We start from the raw sequence: 22,545 nt of genomic DNA, 5'->3' as shown, positions 1-22,545 counted from the left end.
CTAGGCTGTGGTAGAGAGCCCCGTTGGGGCGGTCGTGCCTAACTAGAGCCTCCTCGAAAAGGTTTTTGGTTTTTTTATTAAAAACAACTTATGTGATTTAAGTTTTCCGTAAAAGTGCCGTATTGTACTGCATGAAAACAGGAAACAAAATAAGTAGCAGCGTTAAATTATCAAGTAACGAATCGATCGTTTATCCCTCCGGCGACTTCTTTTCAACCCCGGCGCGCAGTGATTTTGGTGATTTCTTACTGCAATTACAGCGCTTTTGGCGGTCCCACCCCGAAATCGAAGTGGCCATGACCGCCGATCTCGACGCCCACGCCATGGCGGAAAAGCTCGAACGGCGGAAAAACCGTGAGTTCGATCTGGCGCAGACCGAGGCGTTGTTCGCCGTGCCGGCGTCAGGCACGGCGGAAAAAACGCAAGCCGAGTTCCTCGCCGCAGGGCGTCCGCGCACCCCCGCTGTTGTGGTTTTTATCACGGCCATGGCCACCGGTTACCTGGGGTCGCAATACGGTGCCTGCCCCCGGATGGTGCTGCTTGAATCGGCATCGTTGCGCACCTTGCTCGATGATTTGGGGTACACGCTGCCTGCACCTAATACCGTTGGCCCCCTGATAAATCGCCTGAGTGAAAGTACTCTCGCCCTGATCCACCGGGCCCAATTGGCCGGTATTTTGTCCGAAGGGCTCGATTCGTTTACCGATATCACCCTGGACAGCACGGCGATCAAGGCATCCAGTTGCTGGCCAACAGACTCCGGTATCATTTATCGACTCTTTGAGCGAGCCTACCGCTTGGGCGGCAAGCTCGACCAGGTCGGGCTTACCTCGCTGCAGGCTGGCTGCAAAGACCACTGGCTGGAGGAGTTGCGAAAGAGCGCCCGCGCCATCGCCCTGCTGGGCAGTGGTCCCCGCCGAGCCCAAAAACTCCGGCTGCTCTACGACCAGTTTTACCAAATAGCCTGCAAGTTGGGCGGCAGGTTGCTCACCGAAGTAGAAGTCGCAGAGGCCGAAGCAAATGTTAAACTGGCCAAGCTGCGGCCCTCCAAGCGCCGGATCGCGGAAGACCTACTGGACTGCATCCACGGGGACGTGGTCGCGGTGGTTACGACGATCCAGCAAAGCCTTGAGCGGGTGCACGATGGGGTGAAGACCAAGTCGAGGGAAAGGGTCCTCAGCCTGGCTGATCGCAGTGCTGCTTTTATTGAAAAAGGCGGGCGGGAACCGGTGATTGGCTACAAGCCGCAATTGGCCCGTAGCCGCGCCGGTTTTGTCACCGCGCTGATTCTCGACGCGGGCAACGTGGCTGATTGCAAGCAACTGGTGCCCATGCTGATTCAGAATATCGCCAACACGGGCCTGGTGCCGGCGAGCGCGAACGTCGACGACGGCTACTCCAGCGCCGAAGGGCTGGCGCAGGCATACGAGCTGAAGGTGGCCAAGGTGAGCATCTCCGGAGCCAAGGGGCGCGCCTTGCTCGGCGAGGAACTATGGAACCATCAAGACTATATCACGCTTCGCGCCGAGCGCAGCGCGATCGAGTCGCTGATGTTTACGCTCAAGTTCAACCACGGGTTCGGCCGGCCGGGTCGTCGCGGGTTGGCGGCGGTGCGCAGCGAACTGACCCTGAAGATCCTCGCGCACAACTTTGACCGGATGATTTTGGTGCGCGCGAGGAAGTCTCAGGAAAAGCCGCTGCCCTTGGCGGCCTGAGTAGTTTCGGTCGTCGCGGCTAACCCAAATCGGCTCAATTAGTTCGGTGTAAAAGCCCCGGAGCGAACCGCCGTGGACTTCGCCGTTGGAAAAGCGACCTTAGTGATGGGGCCGGGGCTGTTTTTAGGCCGCCGCCCCTTCGTGAACACGTAAATCGAGTCCGTTCAGGGCTGTTTGCGTCCCCAGTGGCCGGCCGGGGCGGGAATACGCCCGTTGCGAAAGGCTTTTCGAGGAGGCTCGGGCTAGACAGTCAGGCCGCTAAATTGGCTGAGTAGAACCCTTTATTGCCACCTGCATTACTACCCAGAGTTTCTCTGGGCATGGGTCTCACCGTTGCGGTATTTTATTGCAAGTCAAACAACGCGTGGATGCTCACTGTATTATTTTTGCGTACCGCTTCGGAATTAATAAGCTCAGCTGTATTACGGCGAATTCAGCCAAGCTAAAAAGCTCAGCGACGGAGTGGCTCTACGCGGAGCATGCTGCTCGGAGTACAATCCGTGACAAGCCATGCCGTTCGCTGTAGCGCCTCGTTCGGCTCGGTGGTTGTTATTCGTAGTGAGTCCAAAGTCTTAAAACTTTAACTAGAGCCTGTCCCAAATTTCCGGATTTTTAAAAAGTGCGCAGAGGTCCATTGGGATTGCGGGCGAACGAGGTGGCACGAATCACCCCAGCGACGTTAAACGGCGGCCCGAATCGATTTTTCCCGCCCCCAAGCGCGGTAGTAAGGTACGGCAAAGCCGGGGCGAGCCCCAGGGTTATTCACATTTTTGCCGGAAAATTGAATTAAGCGGCCAGCGGAAGTGTTATTTCCTCGGCAAGGATTCGTGACACCAGCCAGAGGTTGTGACCGAGTACACTCCAACCCACCGAACGGTAGCGGTTGGCAAACCCTTTACAGCGCAAGCGTCCGCCGAGGCGTTGTTTGAGGATCGCAATGCGCGCTTCGGTCGCCGAACGGCGCCGCTGCAATTGGGCGAAGCGTTTTTCGCTCAAACGCTCCTTGAGCGCGTGCGGATCACGCGGGCATACCGCATCGTAAACGTCTTGTTGCTTGAGCATTGCGGAAGTTTTTTTGGTGGCGAAGCCGCGGTCGGTGCCGACCGCGCTAATCGGCGCACTCAGGTCAAAGCGGTTCTGCCGCGCCAGGCTTTCCTCGAGTTGGCACCATTCTGCCGGAGCCGCGCCCTGGTAGAGTTGCCAGTCGGTGATTAAACCGGAGAGCGCCTCGCTCAACAGCAACGAGTTGCCAAACTCGACTTGGCTCCCTGCTTTGCCGCGAACCAGTACGTTCACATCAAGTTCATGCACGCTGAGGATCTTTTGGTCGTTGGGCACCGGGCGTCCGCCGATGATGCGCTCGTGGGCCTGCTTGATGACGGCGGGCAGTTGGCCGAGCATAGCGTCGATGCGGGTGGTTATCCGCTTGGTTTGGCGTTGGCTGTAATGGGTTTGGCTATACTTCTGCGCCAACAGGTCGCGGTGGCGGCGGGCATGTTCTCCGATCGTGCGTAACAGCGTCTTCATCTTGCGCAGGATCTGTTTACGCGCGCGCTTGGCGTCGTTGCGGCGGCCTGCGTGGGTCATTGACATGCACAACTTGTTCATCTGCTTGGCAAAGCACTCCGGCTCTTCAGGCATACGGTGGAGCAGTCCAGCGCGGCGGATTAAAATCATGGCCTTGAGCAAAGTCTTGGACACATCACGCAACAGCACCCAGTCCACCGGGAAGTGGATGTTGGTCTCCAAGCACGTGCCGTCGATGAGGCAAACATCCATGTCCAGCGGCGCGCTCAACCCGAGTTCAGTGGCGCGATCCTTCTCGCCGCACATCTCCACCAACACTTGCCCCATCCAGCGCACCTGTTCGGCGGTGAAAAACTTCGAGGCCCGCTCCAGCACACTTTTGGACGCCCCCTTGATTCCCTCAAGCGTGCGAACACCGCAAAAATCCGCCAGTAAATCACTTGAGGCAATGCTACGGGAAAGCTCGCGAAAGGATATGTTGCCCAAATGCACCCGCAACACTTCAAAGCGTAACGCTTTGAGCGCAAACTCCATACGCTGGCGTAGTTGTGCGACACTGGCTTGGCCTGCCCCCGCCTTGGCAAAGTCCATCGCCATCGTCTCCAAGTGGCTGCCACGCAACAACGCGTCGAGTCCTTCCAATTGCTGGCGAAACTCGGCGTAATCTTTATTGGCACCGACTGGCGTTAGCGCCGGACGCAACCAGCGTTGCAGGGCAATGGCCGAGGTGGCGGATACGGGTTTTGACTTCATGGCCGATTATAGCGGCTTTTTTTTGACCAAAACCAGGGAATTACCCCTCTTTAGGCATCATTAAACTTATGCTAATAGTTCACTGCTAGGTTTTTATGCTTTCGGGACAGGCTCTAACTATACGAACATCGGCAAATACTTCGTAAACCACTCGATGCTGAATATTAATTCTTCGCGAATATGCCCCACTCAAATCCCCGACTAACTTTTCAAATGGCGGCGGATTTCCGAATGGATCTTCACTAATGATCTCCAATAGTTTTTCGGCCTTAGCCTTAAGCCCACTAGATGATAATTTCTTGGCGTCTTTCAGCGCCTGTTTGGCGTAAACCAATTGCCACTTTACCATTTTAGTGAGGTGGCGCAATCTTTGATCGGGGCGGCCATTCCTTCTTTAATCGAATCGCGCATACCCGGAATTGATAAAAGATACAGTGTCTCCTGAATAGCGCTCCAATCTTCTTCAGAAACAAGAACCGCATTCGAGCGCTTGCCTGTAATCTGAATCGGTTGATGGGAAATAGCGGCCTGATCCATAAGCGAATAAAGCGTCGCGCGAGCTTTGGTTGCAGGTAAAGTGAACATAAGCAAAAGCGTGCGCTAAAGCGTGCGCATGTCAAGTTTCCTTTTTGTCGAACGTTAAAAGCTCAGCGATGAACGTGCTTGGCGCGGAGCGTACTGCTCGGTGCATGATCCATGACTTTTGGGGTAAGGACAAGCTATCCCCAGCAAGCCGTCTTTTAATCTAAGCCCTAGGTTCTGCTCGGAGGGTTCATGTCCAGAGTGACGAAATCGGCAGAGCCCACAGGTTTTTGTCGTAGGCAATAACATCGGTGCCGGTGTACAGCAGAAAACCACGGTGGAAGCGTTCGCCGGCAGTTTCCGCCAAAGACCGCAGGCCATTGAAGTCCGAAGGTTTTATATCCATCGACGCTTTGACCTCCACTCCGACGATGCGTTTGTCAGCCGCTTCCAAGACCGCGTCCACTTCGTCTCCCTGGTGATTGCGGTAGTGAAGGAGATTACAGCGGGAGGCAGCCCAGCCGAGTTGTTTGGTTAACTCCATGGCGACAAAATTCTCCATTACACTGCCGATTAGTCCTCGCTCGCGGTGCAAGGCCTCTTGGCTCAAGCCCCTTAAGTAGCATAAGAGTCCGGTGTCATTGATAAATACCTTGGGACTCTTCACGAGTCGCTTTTCGAAGTTAGTGCCCCAGGCGGGAACTTCGACTACGAGGAACACCATTTCAAGGAGTGTATAATAACGCTTGAGAGTGACCGCGTTAAGTTTGGTCATGCGCGAGATGTCAGCGAAGTTGATCAGGTTGCCGGCACGCGATGCGATGATATCAAGCAGGTTGGGCAATTCGGCCAGGCCGTCGATACGTGAGATATCTTGAATGTCCCGCTGTAAAATGGTGGCGAGGTAAGACTTGAACCACTCCGGACCTCGACCGGCTTGCATCTGGGCCAGGGCCTCGGGGTAGCCACCGCGAACGAGGGTTTCGATGTAATCAGTTTGTGAAAAGGGCGAGGGGGTTTCCGGGGGCTCGTCTGAAAAAGCCCAATCAATAAAGCGCTCTTTTCGCCCGTGGATTTCTCCTTGGGAAAGCGGCCAAAGAGTATAAATCTCCATGCGCCCGGCCAGCGACTCGGAGAGCTTGGGCAGGGTCAGAATGTTGGCCGAGCCAGAAAGCAAAAACCGGCGAGTGGCGCGGTCTTCGTCGATTAGTTTTTTCAGGGGAAGCAGAAGCTCGGGCGTGCGCTGGATTTCGTCGATGGCGGCCCGCGATGGAAGTTGGGATAAAAAGGTGATCGGGTCGCTTTTGGCAAGTCGCAGGAGGTTTAAGTCATCCAAATTGGTGTAACTAAACCCTTCAGCACCAACGAAGGAGTTTTGAAGAAAAGTGCTTTTACCTGTCTGCCGCGCTCCATTGATTAGGGTCGCGGGGCTAAATTGGATGCTCTCGATGATTTTATTGAGAAGATTTCGCTGGTACATTGTGAAAATCAAACACTTGGTATTATAATTTACAATATTGTTTTTATGCATTGTTTTGTAGTAGCTTACGTTATCACCGCTTGTGCTTTGGCGCCGAATTAACGGCACGTAGCCTAAAAATGAGTGCGCCATCTTGATGACGCTAGCGGACTAGGCGCAGCCCCTCGGTTGGGGTATTCGTCTTTGACGCGGCATTCATTATGAACGCATTACCGTTTAAACGCAGTTACTGGGTCGTGCCAGGAAAGCTCCTCGCCGGGTGTTATCCTGGGGCTCAAACCCTCGAATCCGCCCAGGCCAAAGCCAAAGGGCTCCTCGCGGTCGGCGTCACCGACATCGTAAACCTGATGGAAGTGACCGAATCTAATCGGGATGGGCAGGGGTTTGCGGATGACCTGTTTAAACCTAATGCCTGCAAGGCATGGCCCGGATAAATCTAGGGATAAGCAAGTTGCGCTATAATATTGATATACGAACGAAGGAATCGAGTACACCGAACCGAAACGCCCCCGAGTCCCTGACGAAAGAGAACGAGTAAGAGAACGAGAACGATTCAATCCCCGTCCACCGATCGGCACGTCAGCGGCACCGCTGAATTCCGTATCGTTCTCGTTCTCTTAATCTTACTCGTTCTCGATCCGACGCCGATTGCTCGAGGTAGAGCATGCCTTAACGGCATTGTGTTTAAACCATGAAGGCCGAGCCCGCCTTGTCCGTACCCAATTCAGCCGCCACAGCCCGTGCGGCCTATCAGGCGAGGAATGCCGGAGCCTGAAGCTTTTTGGCCAGGTCCGGCACGGCGGTGATCGGCAGGGCGGTTAAGCGTTCCCCCAACGGGTAGGTTTCAGCACCCGGATAGACGACCCACAGATGATCCAACCCTAGGTCGCTTAATGCCGTGTGCATCGACTTGGTGGCGGCCGGCGCGTCGCTGTGCTTAAACTCAAAGCCAAAGCGTTTGCCGCGGATGATCAGCATCAAATCCAGCTCCGCGCCGCCGTGGGTGGCCCAGTAATAGGCCGAGCGCGACCCGGTCGCCGACACCAGTTGCTCAATCACAAATCCCTCCCACGAGGCGCCCGCCTTGGGGTGGCCGCTCACCTCCTCGGGCGACTCAAGTTCGAAGAGGGAGTGCAGGAGTCCGGAGTCACGCACATACAGCTTAGGGGCTTTGAGCTGACGCTTTTTGAGATTCTCATGCCACGGTGGCAAAACCCGCACCATAAACGCCCCAGCCAAAATGTCTAAATAACGGCGGGCGGTCGGCTCACTGGAACCTAGGGAGCGGGCAAACTCCGCGCCGTTCCACACTTGCCCGTGGTAATGCGCAATCATGGTCCAAAACCGGCGCAAGGTCTCCGCCGGGACCGTGATACCGAATTGCGGGATGTCGCGTTCCAAAAAGGTGCGAATAAAGCTCTCGCGCCAAACACTGGAGGCGGCGTCGCTCGTAGCGAGATAAGAGCGTGGAAACCCCCCCCGATACCAAAGAGTTTTCCACGAATCGGCCCCCGTCTCTTGTAATTGCAAGGGGCCCAAATCAACCAGCCCCATGCGTCCGGCCAACGACTCGGAAATGCCCTTGATCAGCGTCGGGGAGGCGCTACCTAACAGTAAAAAGCGCGTTTTTTTATCCGGGCGATCCAGCAACACGCGGAGCGTCTCGAACAGCGCCGGCTGGCGCTGAACCTCATCAATGATGACCAATCCCTCAAGGGATCCCAGCGCTTGTTCAGGGGTTTCCAACCGGCGGCGATCCACGGCCTTTTCCAGATCGAAAAACGTGCAGTCCTTTTCTTCGGCGGCGAGAATCCTCGCCAAGGTTGTTTTACCGCACTGTCGGGGTCCGGCCAGCCCCACCGCCGGATGGGCGGCAAAGGAACTTCGAATGGCTGCGAGGGCTTCCGGGCGATCAATCATACGAGAGTATCTTCCTTGAAAAGCTAAAGTTCAATATTCTATTTTCGTGGTTATTTTTCTTGCTGCGCGTCATTCCGGGTGCGGGGTTTTCGGACAATGTGGCCCCCCCCCCCGGTACGATAAAGCTCCGGATGCGCGCATGACTGCCCCCTTCAATGGTTGAGGGGTTAATGGGTGGTTGATCTGCGGAGGAGGGAGTCGGAGGAAGCGAGCGGGGCCGAGCGGACGGGGCTTTTTTATAGCTAAAATTTTTGTTGGGCTGAGTGAGGGGAAATAGGCGGAATAAATAGAGCCTGTCCCGAAAGCATAAAAACCTAGCAGTGAACTATTAGCATAAGTTTAATGATGCCTAAAGAGGGGTAATTCCCTGGTTTTGGTCAAAAAAAAGCCGCTATAATCGGCCATGAAGTCAAAACCCGTATCCGCCACCTCGGCCATTGCCCTGCAACGCTGGTTGCGTCCGGCGCTAACGCCAGTCGGTGCCAATAAAGATTACGCCGAGTTTCGCCAGCAATTGGAAGGACTCGACGCGTTGTTGCGTGGCAGCCACTTGGAGACGATGGCGATGGACTTTGCCAAGGCGGGGGCAGGCCAAGCCAGTGTCGCACAACTACGCCAGCGTATGGAGTTTGCGCTCAAAGCGTTACGCTTTGAAGTGTTGCGGGTGCATTTGGGCAACATATCCTTTCGCGAGCTTTCCCGTAGCATTGCCTCAAGTGATTTACTGGCGGATTTTTGCGGTGTTCGCACGCTTGAGGGAATCAAGGGGGCGTCCAAAAGTGTGCTGGAGCGGGCCTCGAAGTTTTTCACCGCCGAACAGGTGCGCTGGATGGGGCAAGTGTTGGTGGAGATGTGCGGCGAGAAGGATCGCGCCACTGAACTCGGGTTGAGCGCGCCGCTGGACATGGATGTTTGCCTCATCGACGGCACGTGCTTGGAGACCAACATCCACTTCCCGGTGGACTGGGTGCTGTTGCGTGATGTGTCCAAGACTTTGCTCAAGGCCATGATTTTAATCCGCCGCGCTGGACTGCTCCACCGTATGCCTGAAGAGCCGGAGTGCTTTGCCAAGCAGATGAACAAGTTGTGCATGTCAATGACCCACGCAGGCCGCCGCAACGACGCCAAGCGCGCGCGTAAACAGATCCTGCGCAAGATGAAGACGCTGTTACGCACGATCGGAGAACATGCCCGCCGCCACCGCGACCTGTTGGCGCAGAAGTATAGCCAAACCCATTACAGCCAACGCCAAACCAAGCGGATAACCACCCGCATCGACGCTATGCTCGGCCAACTGCCCGCCGTCATCAAGCAGGCCCACGAGCGCATCATCGGCGGACGCCCGGTGCCCAACGACCAAAAGATCCTCAGCGTGCATGAACTTGATGTGAACGTACTGGTTCGCGGCAAAGCAGGGAGCCAAGTCGAGTTTGGCAACTCGTTGCTGTTGAGCGAGGCGCTCTCCGGTTTAATCACCGACTGGCAACTCTACCAGGGCGCGGCTCCGGCAGAATGGTGCCAACTCGAGGAAAGCCTGGCGCGGCAGAACCGCTTTGACCTGAGTGCGCCGATTAGCGCGGTCGGCACCGACCGCGGCTTCGCCACCAAAAAAACTTCCGCAATGCTCAAGCAACAAGACGTTTACGATGCGGTATGCCCGCGTGATCCGCACGCGCTCAAGGAGCGTTTGAGCGAAAAACGCTTCGCCCAATTGCAGCGGCGCCGTTCGGCGACCGAAGCGCGCATTGCGATCCTCAAACAACGCCTCGGCGGACGCTTGCGCTGTAAAGGGTTTGCCAACCGCTACCGTTCGGTGGGTTGGAGTGTACTCGGTCACAACCTCTGGCTGGTGTCACGAATCCTTGCCGAGGAAATAACACTTCCGCTGGCCGCTTAATTCAATTTTCCGGCAAAAATGTGAATAACCCTGGGGCTCGCCCCGGCTTTGCCGTACCTTACTACCGCGCTTGGGGGCGGGAAAAATCGATTCGGGCCGCCGTTTAACGTCGCTGGGGTGATTCGTGCCACCTCGTTCGCCCGCAATCCCAATGGACCTCTGCGCACTTTTTAAAAATCCGGAAATTTGGGACAGGCTCTAACTCAATGAGTTCATCGTCAACGCGCGCACCCAGATAGCCGCTGGTGTCCACCGCCGTGTGCAAACCCAGCGCTTTGGCGCCACGCAGCAGGGCTTTGGTGAACGCGGTCTGCACCAGCGGCTCGCCGCCACTGAGGGTCAGCCCGCCTTTGCGCAGAAACGCCCGGCGTCGGGCCAGGTCGGTCAGCAGATCCTCGGCGCTGCACGGTTTTCCACCGCTCAAATCGACCGTGTCGGGGTTATGGCAATACCGGCAACGCAGCGGGCAGCCGCTAAGGAAAATCACCTGGCGGATCCCCGGGCCATCCAGCAAGCCGGCCGTCTCGACGGAATGGACACGTCCCAGGGCCGCAGGCTGACCAGCCAGGGTAGGCGCACCCAAAGCGGGGGCGCCCGCCAGCGAAATCCGGCCGCGGGTGTCAGACACCTCAACCGGTAAAACAGGTGCGCACGGGGTGGCGTTCACGATTAATGCGAGCCGTGGAAGGTGCGGCTGATGACGTCGAGTTGCTGTTCGCGGGTGAGTTTAACGAAGTTAACCGCATAGCCGGACACGCGCACGGTGAGCTGCGGGTATTTTTCCGGCTGCGCCATGGCCGCCTCCAGCGTGGCGCGGTCGAACACGTTGACGTTGATGTGATGCCCGCCCGAGGCGAAATAGCCGTCGAGCAGACCGGCCAGATTATCCACCTGGTCGAGGGCATCGCGGCCGAGCGCACCGGGCACGATGCTGAAGGTGTAACTGATCCCGTCCTGCGCGTCCTGGAAGGGGAGCGAGGCCACCGAGGCCATCGAGGCGACCGCGCCGCGACTGTCGCGGCCGTGCATGGGATTTGCGCCCGGGGCAAAGGGTTCGCCGGCGCGGCGGCCATCGGGCGTGTGGCCGGTCTTTTTCCCGTAAACCACGTTGGAGGTGATCGTGAGCACCGACTGCGTGACAACACTTTCGCGGTAGGTCGGTTGCTGGCGGAGCTTGGCCATAAAGGTCTCCACGCACCAGCGCGCCAGGCTGTCCACGCGCTCGTCGTCGTTGCCGAACTTGGGGAAGTCGCCCTCGACGCGATAATCGACCGCAAGCCCCGAGGCGTCGCGGATGACGTGCACGCGCGCGTATTTCATGGCGGAAAGCGCGTCGGCTGCGACCGACAGGCCGGCGATTCCGCAGGCGAGCGTGCGCAGGACCTCGCGGTCGTGGAGCGCCATTTGGATGCGCTCGTAGCAGTACTTGTCGTGCATGTAGTGAATGACGTTGAGCGCCCCCACGTACTGCCCGGCGAGCCACCCCATCATGCGTTCGAAGGCTGCTTTAACCTCCGTGTAGTCGAGGATGTCGCCGCGAATGGGCGCCGAGGGCGGGGCGACCTGGATCTTTTGCACCTCATCGATTCCGCCGTTGATGGCGTAAAGCAGGGTTTTGCCCAGGTTGGCGCGGGCACCGAAAAACTGCATCTGTTTGCCGATGCGCATGGCGGAAACGCAGCAGGCAATCGCGTAGTCGTCGCCCAGATACCCGCGCATCAGGTCGTCGTTCTCATACTGCAGCGAACTGGTTTCAATCGAGGTGCGTGCGCAGAATTGTTTGAACCCGGGGGACAGGCGTTCGGACCAGAGGATCGTCAGGTTGGGCTCGGGGGCGGCGCCAAGGTTGTGCAGCGTCTGCAGGAAGCGAAAACAGTTCTTGGTCACCAGCGTGCGCCCATCGACGCCCATGCCGCCGAGCGACTCGGTAACCCAGGTGGGATCGCCGCTGAAAAGCTCATTGTACTCCTGTGTGCGGGCGAAACGCACCAGACGGAGTTTGAGCACGAGCTGGTCGATGAGCTCCTGAGCGGCCGACTCGGTTAGGACGCCCTCGGCGAGGTCGCGCTCGATGTAAATGTCTAGGAAGGTGGCGATGCGGCCGATGGACATGGCGGCGCCGTTTTGCTCCTTGATGGCGGCCAGGTAGGCGAAATACGTCCATTGCACGGCCTCGGTCGCATTGGCTGCGGGCCGGGCCAGGTCAAAACCGTAGGCGTTCCCCATCGTCCGAAGTTCTCCCAAGGCGCGGATCTGCTCGGACAGTTCTTCGCGTTCACGAATCAAATCGGCGGTCATGCCCGCACCGACAGCGTGGTCGAGCTGTTCCTTTTTGTCGGCGATCAGGCGGGTGATTCCGTACAGGGCAACGCGGCGGTAATCGCCGATAATGCGTCCGCGCCCGTAGGCATCGGGCAGTCCTGTGATGATGCCGACCGAGCGGCACAGGCGCATCTCGGGCGTATAGGCGTCAAACACGCCCTCGTTGTGGGTTTTACGATGCTTGAAAATGGCGGAGGTTTTGGCGTCCACGGTGCGCCCGGCGGACTCGACGGCAGCGACGGCCATGCGGAACCCACCGAAGGGCATGAATGCGCGCTTGAGCGGGGCGTCCGTCTGCAACCCCACGACGACCTCATTGCCACGGTCGATGTAGCCGGGCGGGTGCGAACAGATGCCGGAGATCACCGCGGTATCCAAGTCGAGCATGCCGCCGGGGGCCGTGTGCTCGCGGGCCAGCAAGCCGCGGATTTCATCCCAGAGTTTAAGCGTCCGCGGGGTGGGTTCGTTGAGGAAACCCTCGTCGCCGTCGTAGGGGCGGTAGTTGCGCTGGATGAAATCGCGCACCTTGACGCGGTCATTCCACAGACCGGGTGCAAAGGTGCGCCAAGGTGACTTGGCGGCAGGAGTTGCTGAGGATGTGGGAGCGGGCTGCGGATCGAGCGTTGGCATGGTGTCGGAAAAGAAAGGCAGAGCTTATCGCATGCAGGTGGGGTTTGAGACTTATCCATTGGGTTTCGGTGCGCATATTTTGCCTGCTGGTATCGGGTCGCCCATTACTGCTGAAACAAGCACTTGCCGGGCAACAGGCCGCGTGCAGAACTTGCCGAGGTGATCGGCCGTGCAGGAAAACCACGCCGCCGTGCGCCCCGTGTTCAACACCATGACCTCTCCCTCTGTCACTCAACGCACGCGCTGGTTCGTCGCCGCAGCCGCCGTCGGCATGCACGGCTCAATCGGTGCCGTCTACGCCTACAGTGTTTATACCAAGCCTTTAATGGCGGCGCTGGGTTGGCGTTATGAGCAGGTGACCCTCGCCTTCAGCCTGGCGATCGTGTGCCTCGGTCTTTCGGCGGCCTTTCTCGGCCGGGTGATTGAGCAGCGCGGCCCGCGCCAGGCCGGCATGTTTGCCGCACTGTGTTATGGCGGCGGCTTAATGCTCGCCGGGCTGGCGGTTTCGCTGCGCTCTCCGGTTCTGTTTTACCTGGGCTATGGCGTGGTGGGCGGACTCGGCCTAGGCGTGGGTTATCTCACGCCGGTGGCCACCCTGATCAAGTGGTTTCCCGACCGGCGTGGTTTGGCCACGGGCCTGGCCATAATGGGTTTCGGCTTTGGCGCCCTGCTCGCCGGACCGCTCATGGTGCGTCTGATTGAAGCGGTCGGGCTGGCCAGCACGTTTGGCCTGTTGGGCGGCGGTTATTTGTTGGTGATGCTCGGGTGTGCCCAGCTGCTGCGCCGCCCACCCGAGGGGTGGTTCCCCGCAGGCTGGACGGGAGCCGCGCATGATCCGCTGCACAGTGCGCCGTCCGCCGCTGCTGCGGTCAATTCGAGTCCGTGGCAGCTCATCGCCACGCGCCGCTTCGCCCTGTTGTGGCTGTTGTTTTTTATCCAGGTGACCTGCGGCATCGCGGTCATTTCGGCCGCCTCACCCATGGCGCAGGAAATCGCCGGGTTAAGCACGGCGCAGGCCGCCACCATGGTCGGGCTCATGGGCTTGTTTAACGGCCTCGGGCGCCTCGGCTGGTCCTCGTTTTCGGATGTGATCGGCCGCCCGGCGACCTTCATGACGTTTTGCGTGGTGCAGGGGGTGATGTTCCTGGTGCTGCCGCTGTTGACGCAACCCGTGGCATTCCAACTGGCCGTGTTTCTGATCATCAGCTGTTATGGCGGCGGGTTCGCCACGATGCCGGCGTATTTGGGCGATCTCTTCGGAACCCGCCAACTCGCCGTCATCTACGGCTACATTCTTACCGCGTGGTCGGCAGCGGGAGTCGCAGGGCCGATGTTGGCGGCCGCAGTGAGATCGCATACCGGCGGGTTCCTGGGCACGCTTCACTACGGCGCGGCGGGCTTCGCCGTTGCGCTGGTTTTGGCCGTGCTGCTCCGCCTCGAACAGCGCAAACCCCAGGTGGTTTCAGTCGGCAGTTAACCCGCCGTTCGGTCGCGGTAAATGGCTTACGCGGCCAGCGGCACACGGTGTCTGGTCTTTCTTTGAAACGGGTTTGCGCTCGGGTCGGGCTTGTCAGGGTGGCTGGCGCGCTTCCTTGTGGAGCCCATGTCGTCTCCTTCCGCCGCTGCTGTCGCCGTCGCTCCGCTTGCGCCTCTCACCGGGTTTCCCGATGCGGATGCGGTGCTGGACCGCTTCCTGACCGCGACCAAGGAGCGCGGGCTGGAACTCTACGCGGAGCAAGAAGAGGCCATCCTGGAACTGTTCGCCGGGCGTAACGTCATTCTCAATACCCCCACCGGTTCGGGTAAATCCCTGGTCGCCGCCGCCTTCAGTTTCAAGGCGCTGTGCGCGGGCGAACGCTCCGTTTACACCTGCCCGATCAAGGCGCTGGTGAACGAAAAGTTTTTGTCCCTCTGCCGCGAGTTCGGCCCCGACCACGTCGGCATGATGACCGGCGACGCCAGCGTGAACCCCCACGCGCCGATCCTGTGCTGCACGGCCGAAATTCTGGCCAACCTCGCTCTCGCCGGCGGCCCCCGCGCCCAGTCAATCAAGGCGGTCATCATGGACGAGTTTCACTACTACTCCGACTCCGACCGCGGCTACGCCTGGCAAACCCCGCTGCTGCTCATGCCGTGGACGCGTTTCCTGCTCATGTCGGCGACGCTGGGCTCGACCGAGTTTTTTGAAAAGGAACTCACGCGCATCACCTTTGCGCCGACCGTCACGGTGCGCAGCGACCGCCGCCCGGTGCCGCTGGAATTCGAGTATTCGGAAACCCCGCTCACCGAGCGGCTGGCGGCGCTTTTGGAGGACAAACGCGCGCCGATTTACCTGGTGCATTTCACCCAACGCGCCGCCTCGGAGGCCGCGCAAAGCCTGATGAGCCTGAGCGTCTGCACGAAGGACAAAAAGGCCGCGATCGCCCAGGCGTTGGAGGGTGTGCGGTTCACCAGCCCCTACGGCAAGGAAGTGAAACGCTGGCTGCGGCACGGCATCGGCGTGCACCATGCCGGCCTGTTGCCCAAGTACCGGATTTTGGTGGAGCAACTCGCACAGAAGGGGCTGTTAAAACTCATCTGCGGCACCGACACGCTCGGCGTGGGCATCAACGTCCCCATTCGCACCGTGGTGTTCACCCAGCTTTGGAAATACGACGGCAAGAAGGCCGCGATTTTGAGCGTGCGCGATTTCCGCCAGGTCGCCGGACGGGCCGGTCGGCGCGGGTTTGATACCGTCGGTTACGTGGTGGTGCAGGCCCCCGAGCACATGATCGAAAACAAGCGCGCCGAGGAAAAAGCCGCGCGTGACCCGGAGAAGAAAAAGGCCGCCAAGCGCAGCGCGCCCGAGGGCGAAGTGGGTTGGGACGCGAAGACGTTTGAGAAACTCATGGTCGCCCCCTCCGAGCCGCTGGTGTCGCGCTTCGACGTGTCGCACGGCATGCTGCTGCTGGTGCTGGGGCGCGCGGAAGACGGCTGCCGCGTGATGCGCCAGATCATCGCCGACTGCCACGAGACGCCGTTCAAGAAACGGGCGCTGCGCAAACGCGCTTTTCAACTGTTTCGCGCGCTGCTCGACCGCAAGATTGTCGAGTGGATCACGCCCGAGCCGTCGGGGCGCAAGCTGCGCGTCAACGTTGCGCTACAGGACGATTTTTCGCTGCACCAGGCGTTGTCGCTCTACCTGCTCGACACGGTGAAACTGATGGACCGAGAGTCGCCTGATTATCCCTACGACGTGCTGACGTTGTGCGAGGCGATCGTGGAAGACCCCGACCAGATTCTGCGCCAGCAGGTGAGCAAGTTAAAGGGCGAAGAAGTCGAGCGCTTGAAGGCCGAAGGCGTGCCCTACGAAGAGCGCATGGAGAAACTCGACGCGATCGAGCACCCCAAGCCGTTGCGCGAGTTTTTGTACGACACGTTCAACGCCTTTGCCGCCGTGCACCCGTGGATCGGCCAAGAAAACGTGCGCCCCAAGTCCATCGCCCGCGAAATGTACGAGCGCTACATGTCGTTTGCCGACTACGTGCGCGAATACGGTTTGCAGCGTGGCGAGGGCATTTTGCTGCGGCATCTTTCCCAGGTGTGGAAGGTGCTCGCGCAGACCGTGCCCGATGCCGCCAAAACCGAGGAGGTTGTGGAAATGGAGACGTATTTCCGTGAGTTGATCCGTGGTATCGATTCCAGCCTGCTGGAGGAGTGGGAGCGGCTGCGGAATCCCGATTACGTGGCGGAAGAGTTGGCGAGCGATAAACCGGCGCGTCCGCAGGCCTTCGACATCACCCGCGATGCGGTGGGTTTCCGCAGACTGGTGCGCACCGCGATTTTCGGTTTTTTACAGGAGGTCATGGCGCGCGATTGGGAAAGCGCCGTGTCGCGGTTGGCAACGGGCGAAGCGACGGTGGCTGGCGACAACGACTTGATGTCGCCCGAAGCCAAGCGGCTCGAAAAGGTGTTTGCGGTGTACTTTGAGGCGCGCGGGCGCTTCCGGCTGGACCCCGAAGGGCGGGCGGCCAAGCACACCTATTTCGCGGACGCCGAGGGTGGCGATTTGGGTGAAGGGGGTGATGTGGGCTTCACAGGCGGAGCGGGCAACACCAGCGCTGGGGCCGGGGTGGCGGCGGGCGCGGGTTGGGTGGTGGCGCAGGTGTTGGTGGATGGTGAGGCGCTCAACGACTGGGAGGCGCGCTTCACGGTGTCGCGAGCCGAGTCGCGGGCGCAAGGTCGTGCGGTGGTGCGGTTTATCGACTCCGGAGCGGTGGGCGCCGCGTGATTTGGGCGGTTTAAATCTGAATTCCGAAGTTAAAACCAACCACAGATTACACAGATTGCACAGATACAATCCCTTAGGAGGTAAACGGACTCAGCTTGATCCCCTTTTTTTCATCCTGTCTTCAAATTCAGTAACACTCTGTTATCTGTGCTCATCTGTGAATTCCGTGGTTAAAACTTCGGCGTTCGGGCTAATTGGCACTGATAAATCCGCGGAATGGTCGATCGTTCAAGTGCGTCAGAGCCGGTCTACGATTTCTCGTATCAGGCTGAATTCTTTGCATCTATGTCATTTATGAAGGAGGCAAACCTTAGGAGGCGGGGCAAGGCGAGGGCAGCTGCTTTGCGCTTGGAGTGGTTTATTTTTTATTAGTGGCGATTAGTGCTCTGAAGGGGTTAACCGGTTCGTTGCCTTGTTCGACTCAGACGGACCCACTGAAACCGTCGAAGGTGCCAGCGGACTGGACGTCCGCTCTGCTTTCCGCGCCCAAGATCACTCGGGCAACAGCGGAAACGAATTTGTTTGCAGGGGATAAGGCGCTGCGTTTGCCTCCGCCACTCGGCTCCTTGGGAGCGGATAAAATGTGTCTTCGGGACGTAGCTTAGCCTGGTAGAGCGCTACATTCGGGTTGTAGAGGTCGAGAGTTCGAATCTCTCCGTCCCGACCATTTTATTAGCCAAAAATTTGGCTTCTTTTTACCTTACTACCTGGAGTCGTTGAGCTTCAGTACGCTGATTTGGTTCCTCGACGGTTCCAGTGGGTAACAGAGCACCATTGAGGTCGACCACGGGTTCCTGATCGGTCTCGGACTCAAACCGTTAACCACTAATGAGCACTCATGGACACTGATCAATCCGCGGAATGGACGATCGTTCAAGTACAACAGCGCCGGGCTAGGATTACTCGTTAAAATTTTGAATTAGAAGTATCTATGTAATCCATGAAAGTTGTAATCCCTATGGCGCGTCGATCCTTTTAGCCGCGAAAGAACGCAAAGAGCGCATAGAAATACCGGGCTTGTTCTTTGCGCTCCTTGCGTTCTTTCGCGGCTAAACTGCCTTGGTTTTGGGCTCCGCTTGGTGTGTTTTCATGCTCCGCACACGCGAAGACTGAGGCCGACTGGCCAATTTAGGAACCACTTGACGCGATTCTGTCACAATTGTAACACGACTGTCATGAGATCGTAACAATCGGCTGATAACTTCTGCCCCGATTCGCACTGACCGTGCCGACTCAGTCAAAACCACAAACACCCACGAACATGGCTCAAACTTCACTCAAAACGCTCGCGCTGCTCGGCAGCCTTGCCATCGGCTCCGCCTCTGTGGCGCTCGCCCAAGACAGCGGCCCGATCATCGACAAACTCGTCGCCAAGGGCCTCCTCACCGACCAGGAAGGCGAAGACCTCCGCGCTGAAATGCTCCGCGACTTCGGCACCACCTCCCCCGGCAAACTCGCCATCTCCTCCTCCGTCACCAAGCTGAAGATCTCCGGCGACGCCCGCGTGCGTTACCAGTTTGATAACGAGCAGGCTTACCCAGAGGGCGCCGCTGGTGATAAGGACCGCAACCGTTACCGTTACCGCGTGCGTCTCGGCCTAGAGGCCGAACTCGGCCCCAAGTGGACCGCCGCCACCCGTCTCGAGACCGCTTCCAGCGCCACCTCGACCAACGCCGATCTCGGCGGTAACTCTACGGTTGCCAATTCGGGCGCTGCCACCACTTCAAATGCAGACAATTTTGATAAAAACGGGGACACCGTTTTCTTCGGCCAGGCTTACCTGAACTACAAAGACACAGGCGTCCTGGATTCCGATTCCATCGACGTTCGCGTGGGTAAACTGCCCCACAAGTTCTTCAATCCCGGTGTGAACGGCTTCTGGATCGATTCCGACATCAACTTTGAAGGTGCCGCCGAAGAGATCGTTTACAGCGAGATCGGCCTGAAGGATTCCAAACTCTCGACCCGCGCCGGTCAGTTCATTCTGAATAACAACGCCGCCAATGCGGGTGTAACGAGTGGTGCCACCACCAACACCACCGTTAAGCCATCGTTGCTTCTCATGGGACAGGTGGAGTACGCCACCAAGAAGTGGAAGGTCGCCCCGACCATCGTCGCTTTCGCCGCTCCTGCTGAGCATGACAAGTCGACGGCTGGCGCCGCGGCGCAAGTCAGCGACACCGGTGTCTACAACGACCTCGCCACCGTTTTGGTTCCGTTTGAATATAAGCTGAATCTCGGTGCCAAACCGCTGGCGCTCTATGCCACCTACGGCTACAACTTCTCTGGCGAGCAGCGCGCCAAGCGTTTGGCCAACAGCTCTACGGTTGAAAAGGATGCGATGATCTACAATGCCGGTGTTCGTTACGGTGAAAACAAGCTCGCCGGTGACTACCAACTGGTTGCTGAATACCGTCATATCGGTAATGGTTCCTACTCTTCGCTCCTCTTGGATTCCGACTTCAATGGCGGTTTTCTTAACGGCGAAGGTGTTATCCTTTCGGGGTCCTATAGCTTCACCTCGGCGGTTTGGGCTACCGTTACCTATTTCAACTCGTTTAACATCGAGAGCAATCGCGCCGCCGGTGGTAGCACCAACCGCGGCAACGGCTTCGGTGCCGCCCAGGTCCTCCAAGTTGACCTGTCGGCCAAGTTCTAATCGGCCCTCGTAACACTCCCCCCCAAGGCGCGGGTCTCACCGCCCGCGCCTATTTTCCTTTTTTCTCAATTCCGTCTTAAAATCTCTTAAGTCATGAACAAGTCACTCGTCATTCTCGCCGCGTTGCTCGCCTCCGTTGGCAGCGCTTCTGCTCAAAAGCTGGTCATCAAGGGTTCCGACACCCTCGGCGCCAAGCTCGTGCCCACCCTCGCCGAAGAGTACAAGGCTGCTCACCCCGGCGTTTCCTTTGAAATCGCCGCCGAAGGCTCCACCACCGGCATCACCGCTATCACCGACGGCACCGCCGCCATCGGCATGTCCTCGCGCCGCGCCAAGGCCACCGAAATGTCCGGTGCCGCCGCCAAGGGCGTCGCCCTCAAGCCCACCATCGTTTGCTACGACTGTATGGCGGTTATCGTGAACGAGAAAAACCCCCTCACCACCCTCACCAAAAAGCAGGTCGAGCAGGTGTTCACCGGTGACGTCTCCGATTGGTCCGCCATTGGCGGCACCGCCGGCGCGTTCTCCATCTACACCCGCAACACCTCCTCGGGCACCTACTCCGACTGGAAGGACCTCGCCATGAAGAAGCGCGACTACGCCCCGTCCTCCCAGAAGATGGCCGGCAACGAGCAGATCGCCGCTGAAGTCGGCAAGAATGTGAACGGCATCGGCTACGTCGGTGTCGCCTACATCCATGCCCCCGGTATCAAGGTCGTTTCCATCGAAGGCTCCCTGCCCACCAAGGACGAAGTCCTGAAAAAGACCTACCCCTACGCCCGTCCGACTTTCTACTACACCAACGGCGAACCCACCGGCGAAGCCGCCAAGTTCATCGCCTTCACCCACAGTGACGCAGGCCAGAAGATCGTCGAAAAGGTCGGTTTCATCCCGGTTAAGTAACCGCAATTCACATTCAGGCTGAGTAGAGGCAATCGCTTCAATGTGAATCGGTTGCCGGGGTTGGTGTAGGGCGGTCCCACCCTGCGCTAATGCGCAAGGCCACGAGGAGTGTGATCTCGTGGGGTGTGGCCTTGAGCGTGAGCTCAAGGATGTGCTGCCAACCCCAGCTGGAACGCCAATGAGGGGCATCTCCCCCTGCCTGAAAATCCGTTTTGTTACCTAACTGTCACAGAGGCCCGCTTGACCACAAGTTAAGCGGGCTTCTCGGTTTAGGTTTGGCGCATTTGTGCCGTTACTAGCCTACTTTTTCACCGCTCCCGCCCAGCCCATGTCGCCCGACGTCCTCCCACCGCCTCCGCAGAAGCCCTTTGTTATCCAAAAGGCCCGCACGCGCTTTTTCGGGCTGACTCTCGACGAGACCATCCGCGTGTTTTTCGGCGGTAACGCCCTCACGGCCGTTGTGGTCCTCGCCCTGATCACCTTTTTCCTCTTCCGCGAAGGCTCCGAGTTCTTCGGCCAAAACCGTGAAAGCATCACGCTCTACCGCAAGGCCGGCCTCGAATACGTCGATTACATGCGCGCCCAGCAGGAGAGCCACACCGCGCTCACCCGCTACCTGTTCGACGTCCGCCTGCGCGCTTTTAAGCAATTAACTCAGGATCAGGCCCTTCCGCCCGCACAAGCCAATGCGCAACTGGCCGATTTGGACGCCTTTGCCGGCCGCTACAGCGACACCATCGAACCGGTGCGCGGCTTTGTTTCCGAGCTCACCGACGTCGCCGTTGCCATCAAGGAGAAGTACACCGTCAACCGCGACGCCGAGAAGGAACGCGCCCAGTTCCTCGCCGCCGGCATGACCGCCGAGGCCGCTGAGGTAAAGACCACGACCGTCGATTTTAAGGCCGAGCTGGCCCCCCTGGTTGGCGTCACCCCGGCGTATGTCGAAGCCGCCAACGGCGTGGCTGCCGCGATCAAGGAGTTGCTCCCTTCGCTGCCAAAGCTGCCCGCTTCCACCGCCGACCTCGCCTTGCGCCTGGAGCGCTTCCAAGAGCTTAACCGCCAGTACTTAGCGACGTTCCAAGAAACCCAGAAGAAACTGGAAACCTGGGACTACCAGAAGCCGGTTCCAGCGATCGACACGTTCACCGGGTTTATTTTGGGCAAGGACTGGAAGACCGCGAGTTTTTGGCAGGACTGGTATGGCGTGGTCCCGCTGTTTGTGGGCTCGCTGATGGTGTCGGTCATCGCCCTGTTTTTGGCGGTGCCCCTCGGCGTGGGTGCGGCGATCTATATCAACCAATTTTCCAGCGCCCGCGAGCAGCGCCTGATCAAGCCCGCCATTGAGTTCATCTCGGCGATTCCCTCGGTGGTTTTGGGGTTTTTCGGCATCGCCGTGCTCGGCCAAGCCTTGCGCGCCCTCTCGCAAATCGAAGCGCTGAGCTGGGTTCCGGGATTTCCCTTCTCGGAGCGGCTCAACGCCCTCACTGCCGGGTGTCTGCTGGCGCTGATCGCCGTGCCGACGATTTTCACCCTCGCCGAAGATGCGCTCAACAACGTGCCGCGTGCCTTTAAGGAGGCCTCCTTCTCCCTCGGCGCCTCGCGCATGCAGACCATTTTGCGCATCGTCGTCCCCGCCTCGCTCTCGGGCATCGTTTCGGCGATCCTGCTCGGGCTGGGCCGGGTGATCGGCGAGACGATGGTCGTCTTGCTGTGCGCGGGTAACCGCATCGCCATCCCCGATTTCACCCAAGGGCTCACCGCCTTTGTGCAACCGGTGCACACCATGACCGGCATCATCGCCCAGGAAATGGGCGAAGTGGTGCGCGGCGAAATCCATTACCGTGCGCTCTTTATGGTGGGCCTCGTATTGTTCTTCATCGCCCTGCTCATCAATTTCCTGGCGCAAAAAATCGTGCGCAAGTACCGCGTTTCCATCGGCTGATTTGT

The 22,545-nt window shown here is 58.7% G+C and carries 15 protein-coding genes and 1 tRNA gene; 9 read left to right on the top strand and 7 right to left on the bottom strand.

The genetic code is table 11. From position 1 onward, the window contains the following. Positions 1 to 131 precede the first annotated feature (131 nt). Positions 132 to 1,715: a hypothetical protein gene (locus H2170_11855; protein ID MCS6300772.1), complete on the top strand. Its 1,584-nt coding sequence runs from the start codon at positions 132 to 134 to the stop codon at positions 1,713 to 1,715. A 786-nt stretch (positions 1,716 to 2,501) separates the two neighbouring features. Here H2170_11855 and H2170_11850 read toward each other — a convergent pair. The 4 genes from H2170_11850 to H2170_11835 form a co-directional block, all read right to left on the bottom strand. After that, a complete protein-coding gene (locus tag H2170_11850) occupies positions 2,502 to 3,995 on the bottom strand; it encodes a hypothetical protein (GenBank protein MCS6300771.1) in 1,494 nt (497 codons plus the stop codon). An 85-nt stretch (positions 3,996 to 4,080) separates the two neighbouring features. After that, complete coding sequence (locus H2170_11845) at positions 4,081 to 4,344, bottom strand: Txe/YoeB family addiction module toxin (protein ID MCS6300770.1); 264 nt, start codon at positions 4,342 to 4,344, stop codon at positions 4,081 to 4,083. Next, entirely contained in the window at positions 4,338 to 4,580 is a 243-nt protein-coding gene (locus tag H2170_11840; protein ID MCS6300769.1) for a type II toxin-antitoxin system Phd/YefM family antitoxin, read from the bottom strand. Before H2170_11840 ends, H2170_11845 begins: the two co-directional genes overlap by 7 nt. Positions 4,581 to 4,767: 187 nt before the next feature. Next, entirely contained in the window at positions 4,768 to 5,997 is a 1,230-nt protein-coding gene (locus H2170_11835; GenBank protein ID MCS6300768.1) for an ATP-binding protein, read from the bottom strand. A 200-nt stretch (positions 5,998 to 6,197) separates the two neighbouring features. Here H2170_11835 and H2170_11830 point away from each other — a divergent pair, with 200 nt between their 5' ends. After that, on the top strand, positions 6,198 to 6,431 hold the full coding sequence (locus H2170_11830; GenBank protein ID MCS6300767.1) for a hypothetical protein: 234 nt from the start codon (positions 6,198 to 6,200) through the stop codon (positions 6,429 to 6,431). Positions 6,432 to 6,747: 316 nt separating this feature from the next. Here H2170_11830 and H2170_11825 read toward each other — a convergent pair whose 3' ends face one another. Then, positions 6,748 to 7,917: an ATP-binding protein gene (locus H2170_11825; GenBank protein MCS6300766.1), complete on the bottom strand. Its 1,170-nt coding sequence runs from the start codon at positions 7,915 to 7,917 to the stop codon at positions 6,748 to 6,750. A gap of 403 nt (positions 7,918 to 8,320) precedes the next feature. Here H2170_11825 and H2170_11820 point away from each other — a divergent pair, with 403 nt between their 5' ends. Beyond that, positions 8,321 to 9,814, top strand: coding sequence for a hypothetical protein (locus H2170_11820; GenBank protein ID MCS6300765.1), 1,494 nt, complete (start codon positions 8,321 to 8,323; stop codon positions 9,812 to 9,814). Between the two features lie 103 nt (positions 9,815 to 9,917). Here the strand turns inward: H2170_11820 and H2170_11815 are convergent, their stop codons facing one another. Both H2170_11815 and pflB read right to left on the bottom strand, forming a co-directional pair. After that, on the bottom strand, positions 9,918 to 10,421 hold the full coding sequence (locus H2170_11815; protein MCS6300764.1) for a 4Fe-4S cluster-binding domain-containing protein: 504 nt from the start codon (positions 10,419 to 10,421) through the stop codon (positions 9,918 to 9,920). A 62-nt stretch (positions 10,422 to 10,483) separates the two neighbouring features. Next, positions 10,484 to 12,766, bottom strand: coding sequence for a formate C-acetyltransferase (gene pflB / locus H2170_11810; protein ID MCS6300763.1), 2,283 nt, complete (start codon positions 12,764 to 12,766; stop codon positions 10,484 to 10,486). A gap of 211 nt (positions 12,767 to 12,977) precedes the next feature. On the opposite strand from pflB, the gene H2170_11805 reads away from it, so the two are divergent. From H2170_11805 to pstC, 6 genes are all read left to right on the top strand, one after another. Then, complete coding sequence (locus H2170_11805; GenBank protein ID MCS6300762.1) at positions 12,978 to 14,243, top strand: OFA family MFS transporter; 1,266 nt, start codon at positions 12,978 to 12,980, stop codon at positions 14,241 to 14,243. Positions 14,244 to 14,369: 126 nt separating this feature from the next. Beyond that, the gene (locus H2170_11800) at positions 14,370 to 17,036 is read left to right on the top strand and encodes a DUF3516 domain-containing protein (GenBank protein MCS6300761.1); all 2,667 of its coding nucleotides are present in this window, start codon (positions 14,370 to 14,372) and stop codon (positions 17,034 to 17,036) included. Positions 17,037 to 17,626: 590 nt separating this feature from the next. Beyond that, a tRNA-Pro gene (locus tag H2170_11795) sits at positions 17,627 to 17,703 on the top strand. Between the two features lie 594 nt (positions 17,704 to 18,297). Continuing rightward, on the top strand, positions 18,298 to 19,695 hold the full coding sequence (locus tag H2170_11790; GenBank protein ID MCS6300760.1) for a putative porin: 1,398 nt from the start codon (positions 18,298 to 18,300) through the stop codon (positions 19,693 to 19,695). A gap of 93 nt (positions 19,696 to 19,788) precedes the next feature. Then, a complete protein-coding gene (locus H2170_11785; protein MCS6300759.1) occupies positions 19,789 to 20,598 on the top strand; it encodes a phosphate ABC transporter substrate-binding protein in 810 nt (269 codons plus the stop codon). Between the two features lie 328 nt (positions 20,599 to 20,926). Then, positions 20,927 to 22,540 (top strand): phosphate ABC transporter permease subunit PstC, encoded by a 1,614-nt coding sequence (gene pstC / locus H2170_11780; GenBank protein MCS6300758.1) that lies wholly within the window; start codon positions 20,927 to 20,929, stop codon positions 22,538 to 22,540. Positions 22,541 to 22,545: the final 5 nt, after the last annotated feature.

Origin of the sequence: Opitutus sp., assembly GCA_024998815.1 — a bacterium.
In the GTDB taxonomy this organism is placed as follows: domain Bacteria; phylum Verrucomicrobiota; class Verrucomicrobiia; order Opitutales; family Opitutaceae; genus Rariglobus.
This window is presented reverse-complemented; position numbering and strand designations above follow the sequence as displayed.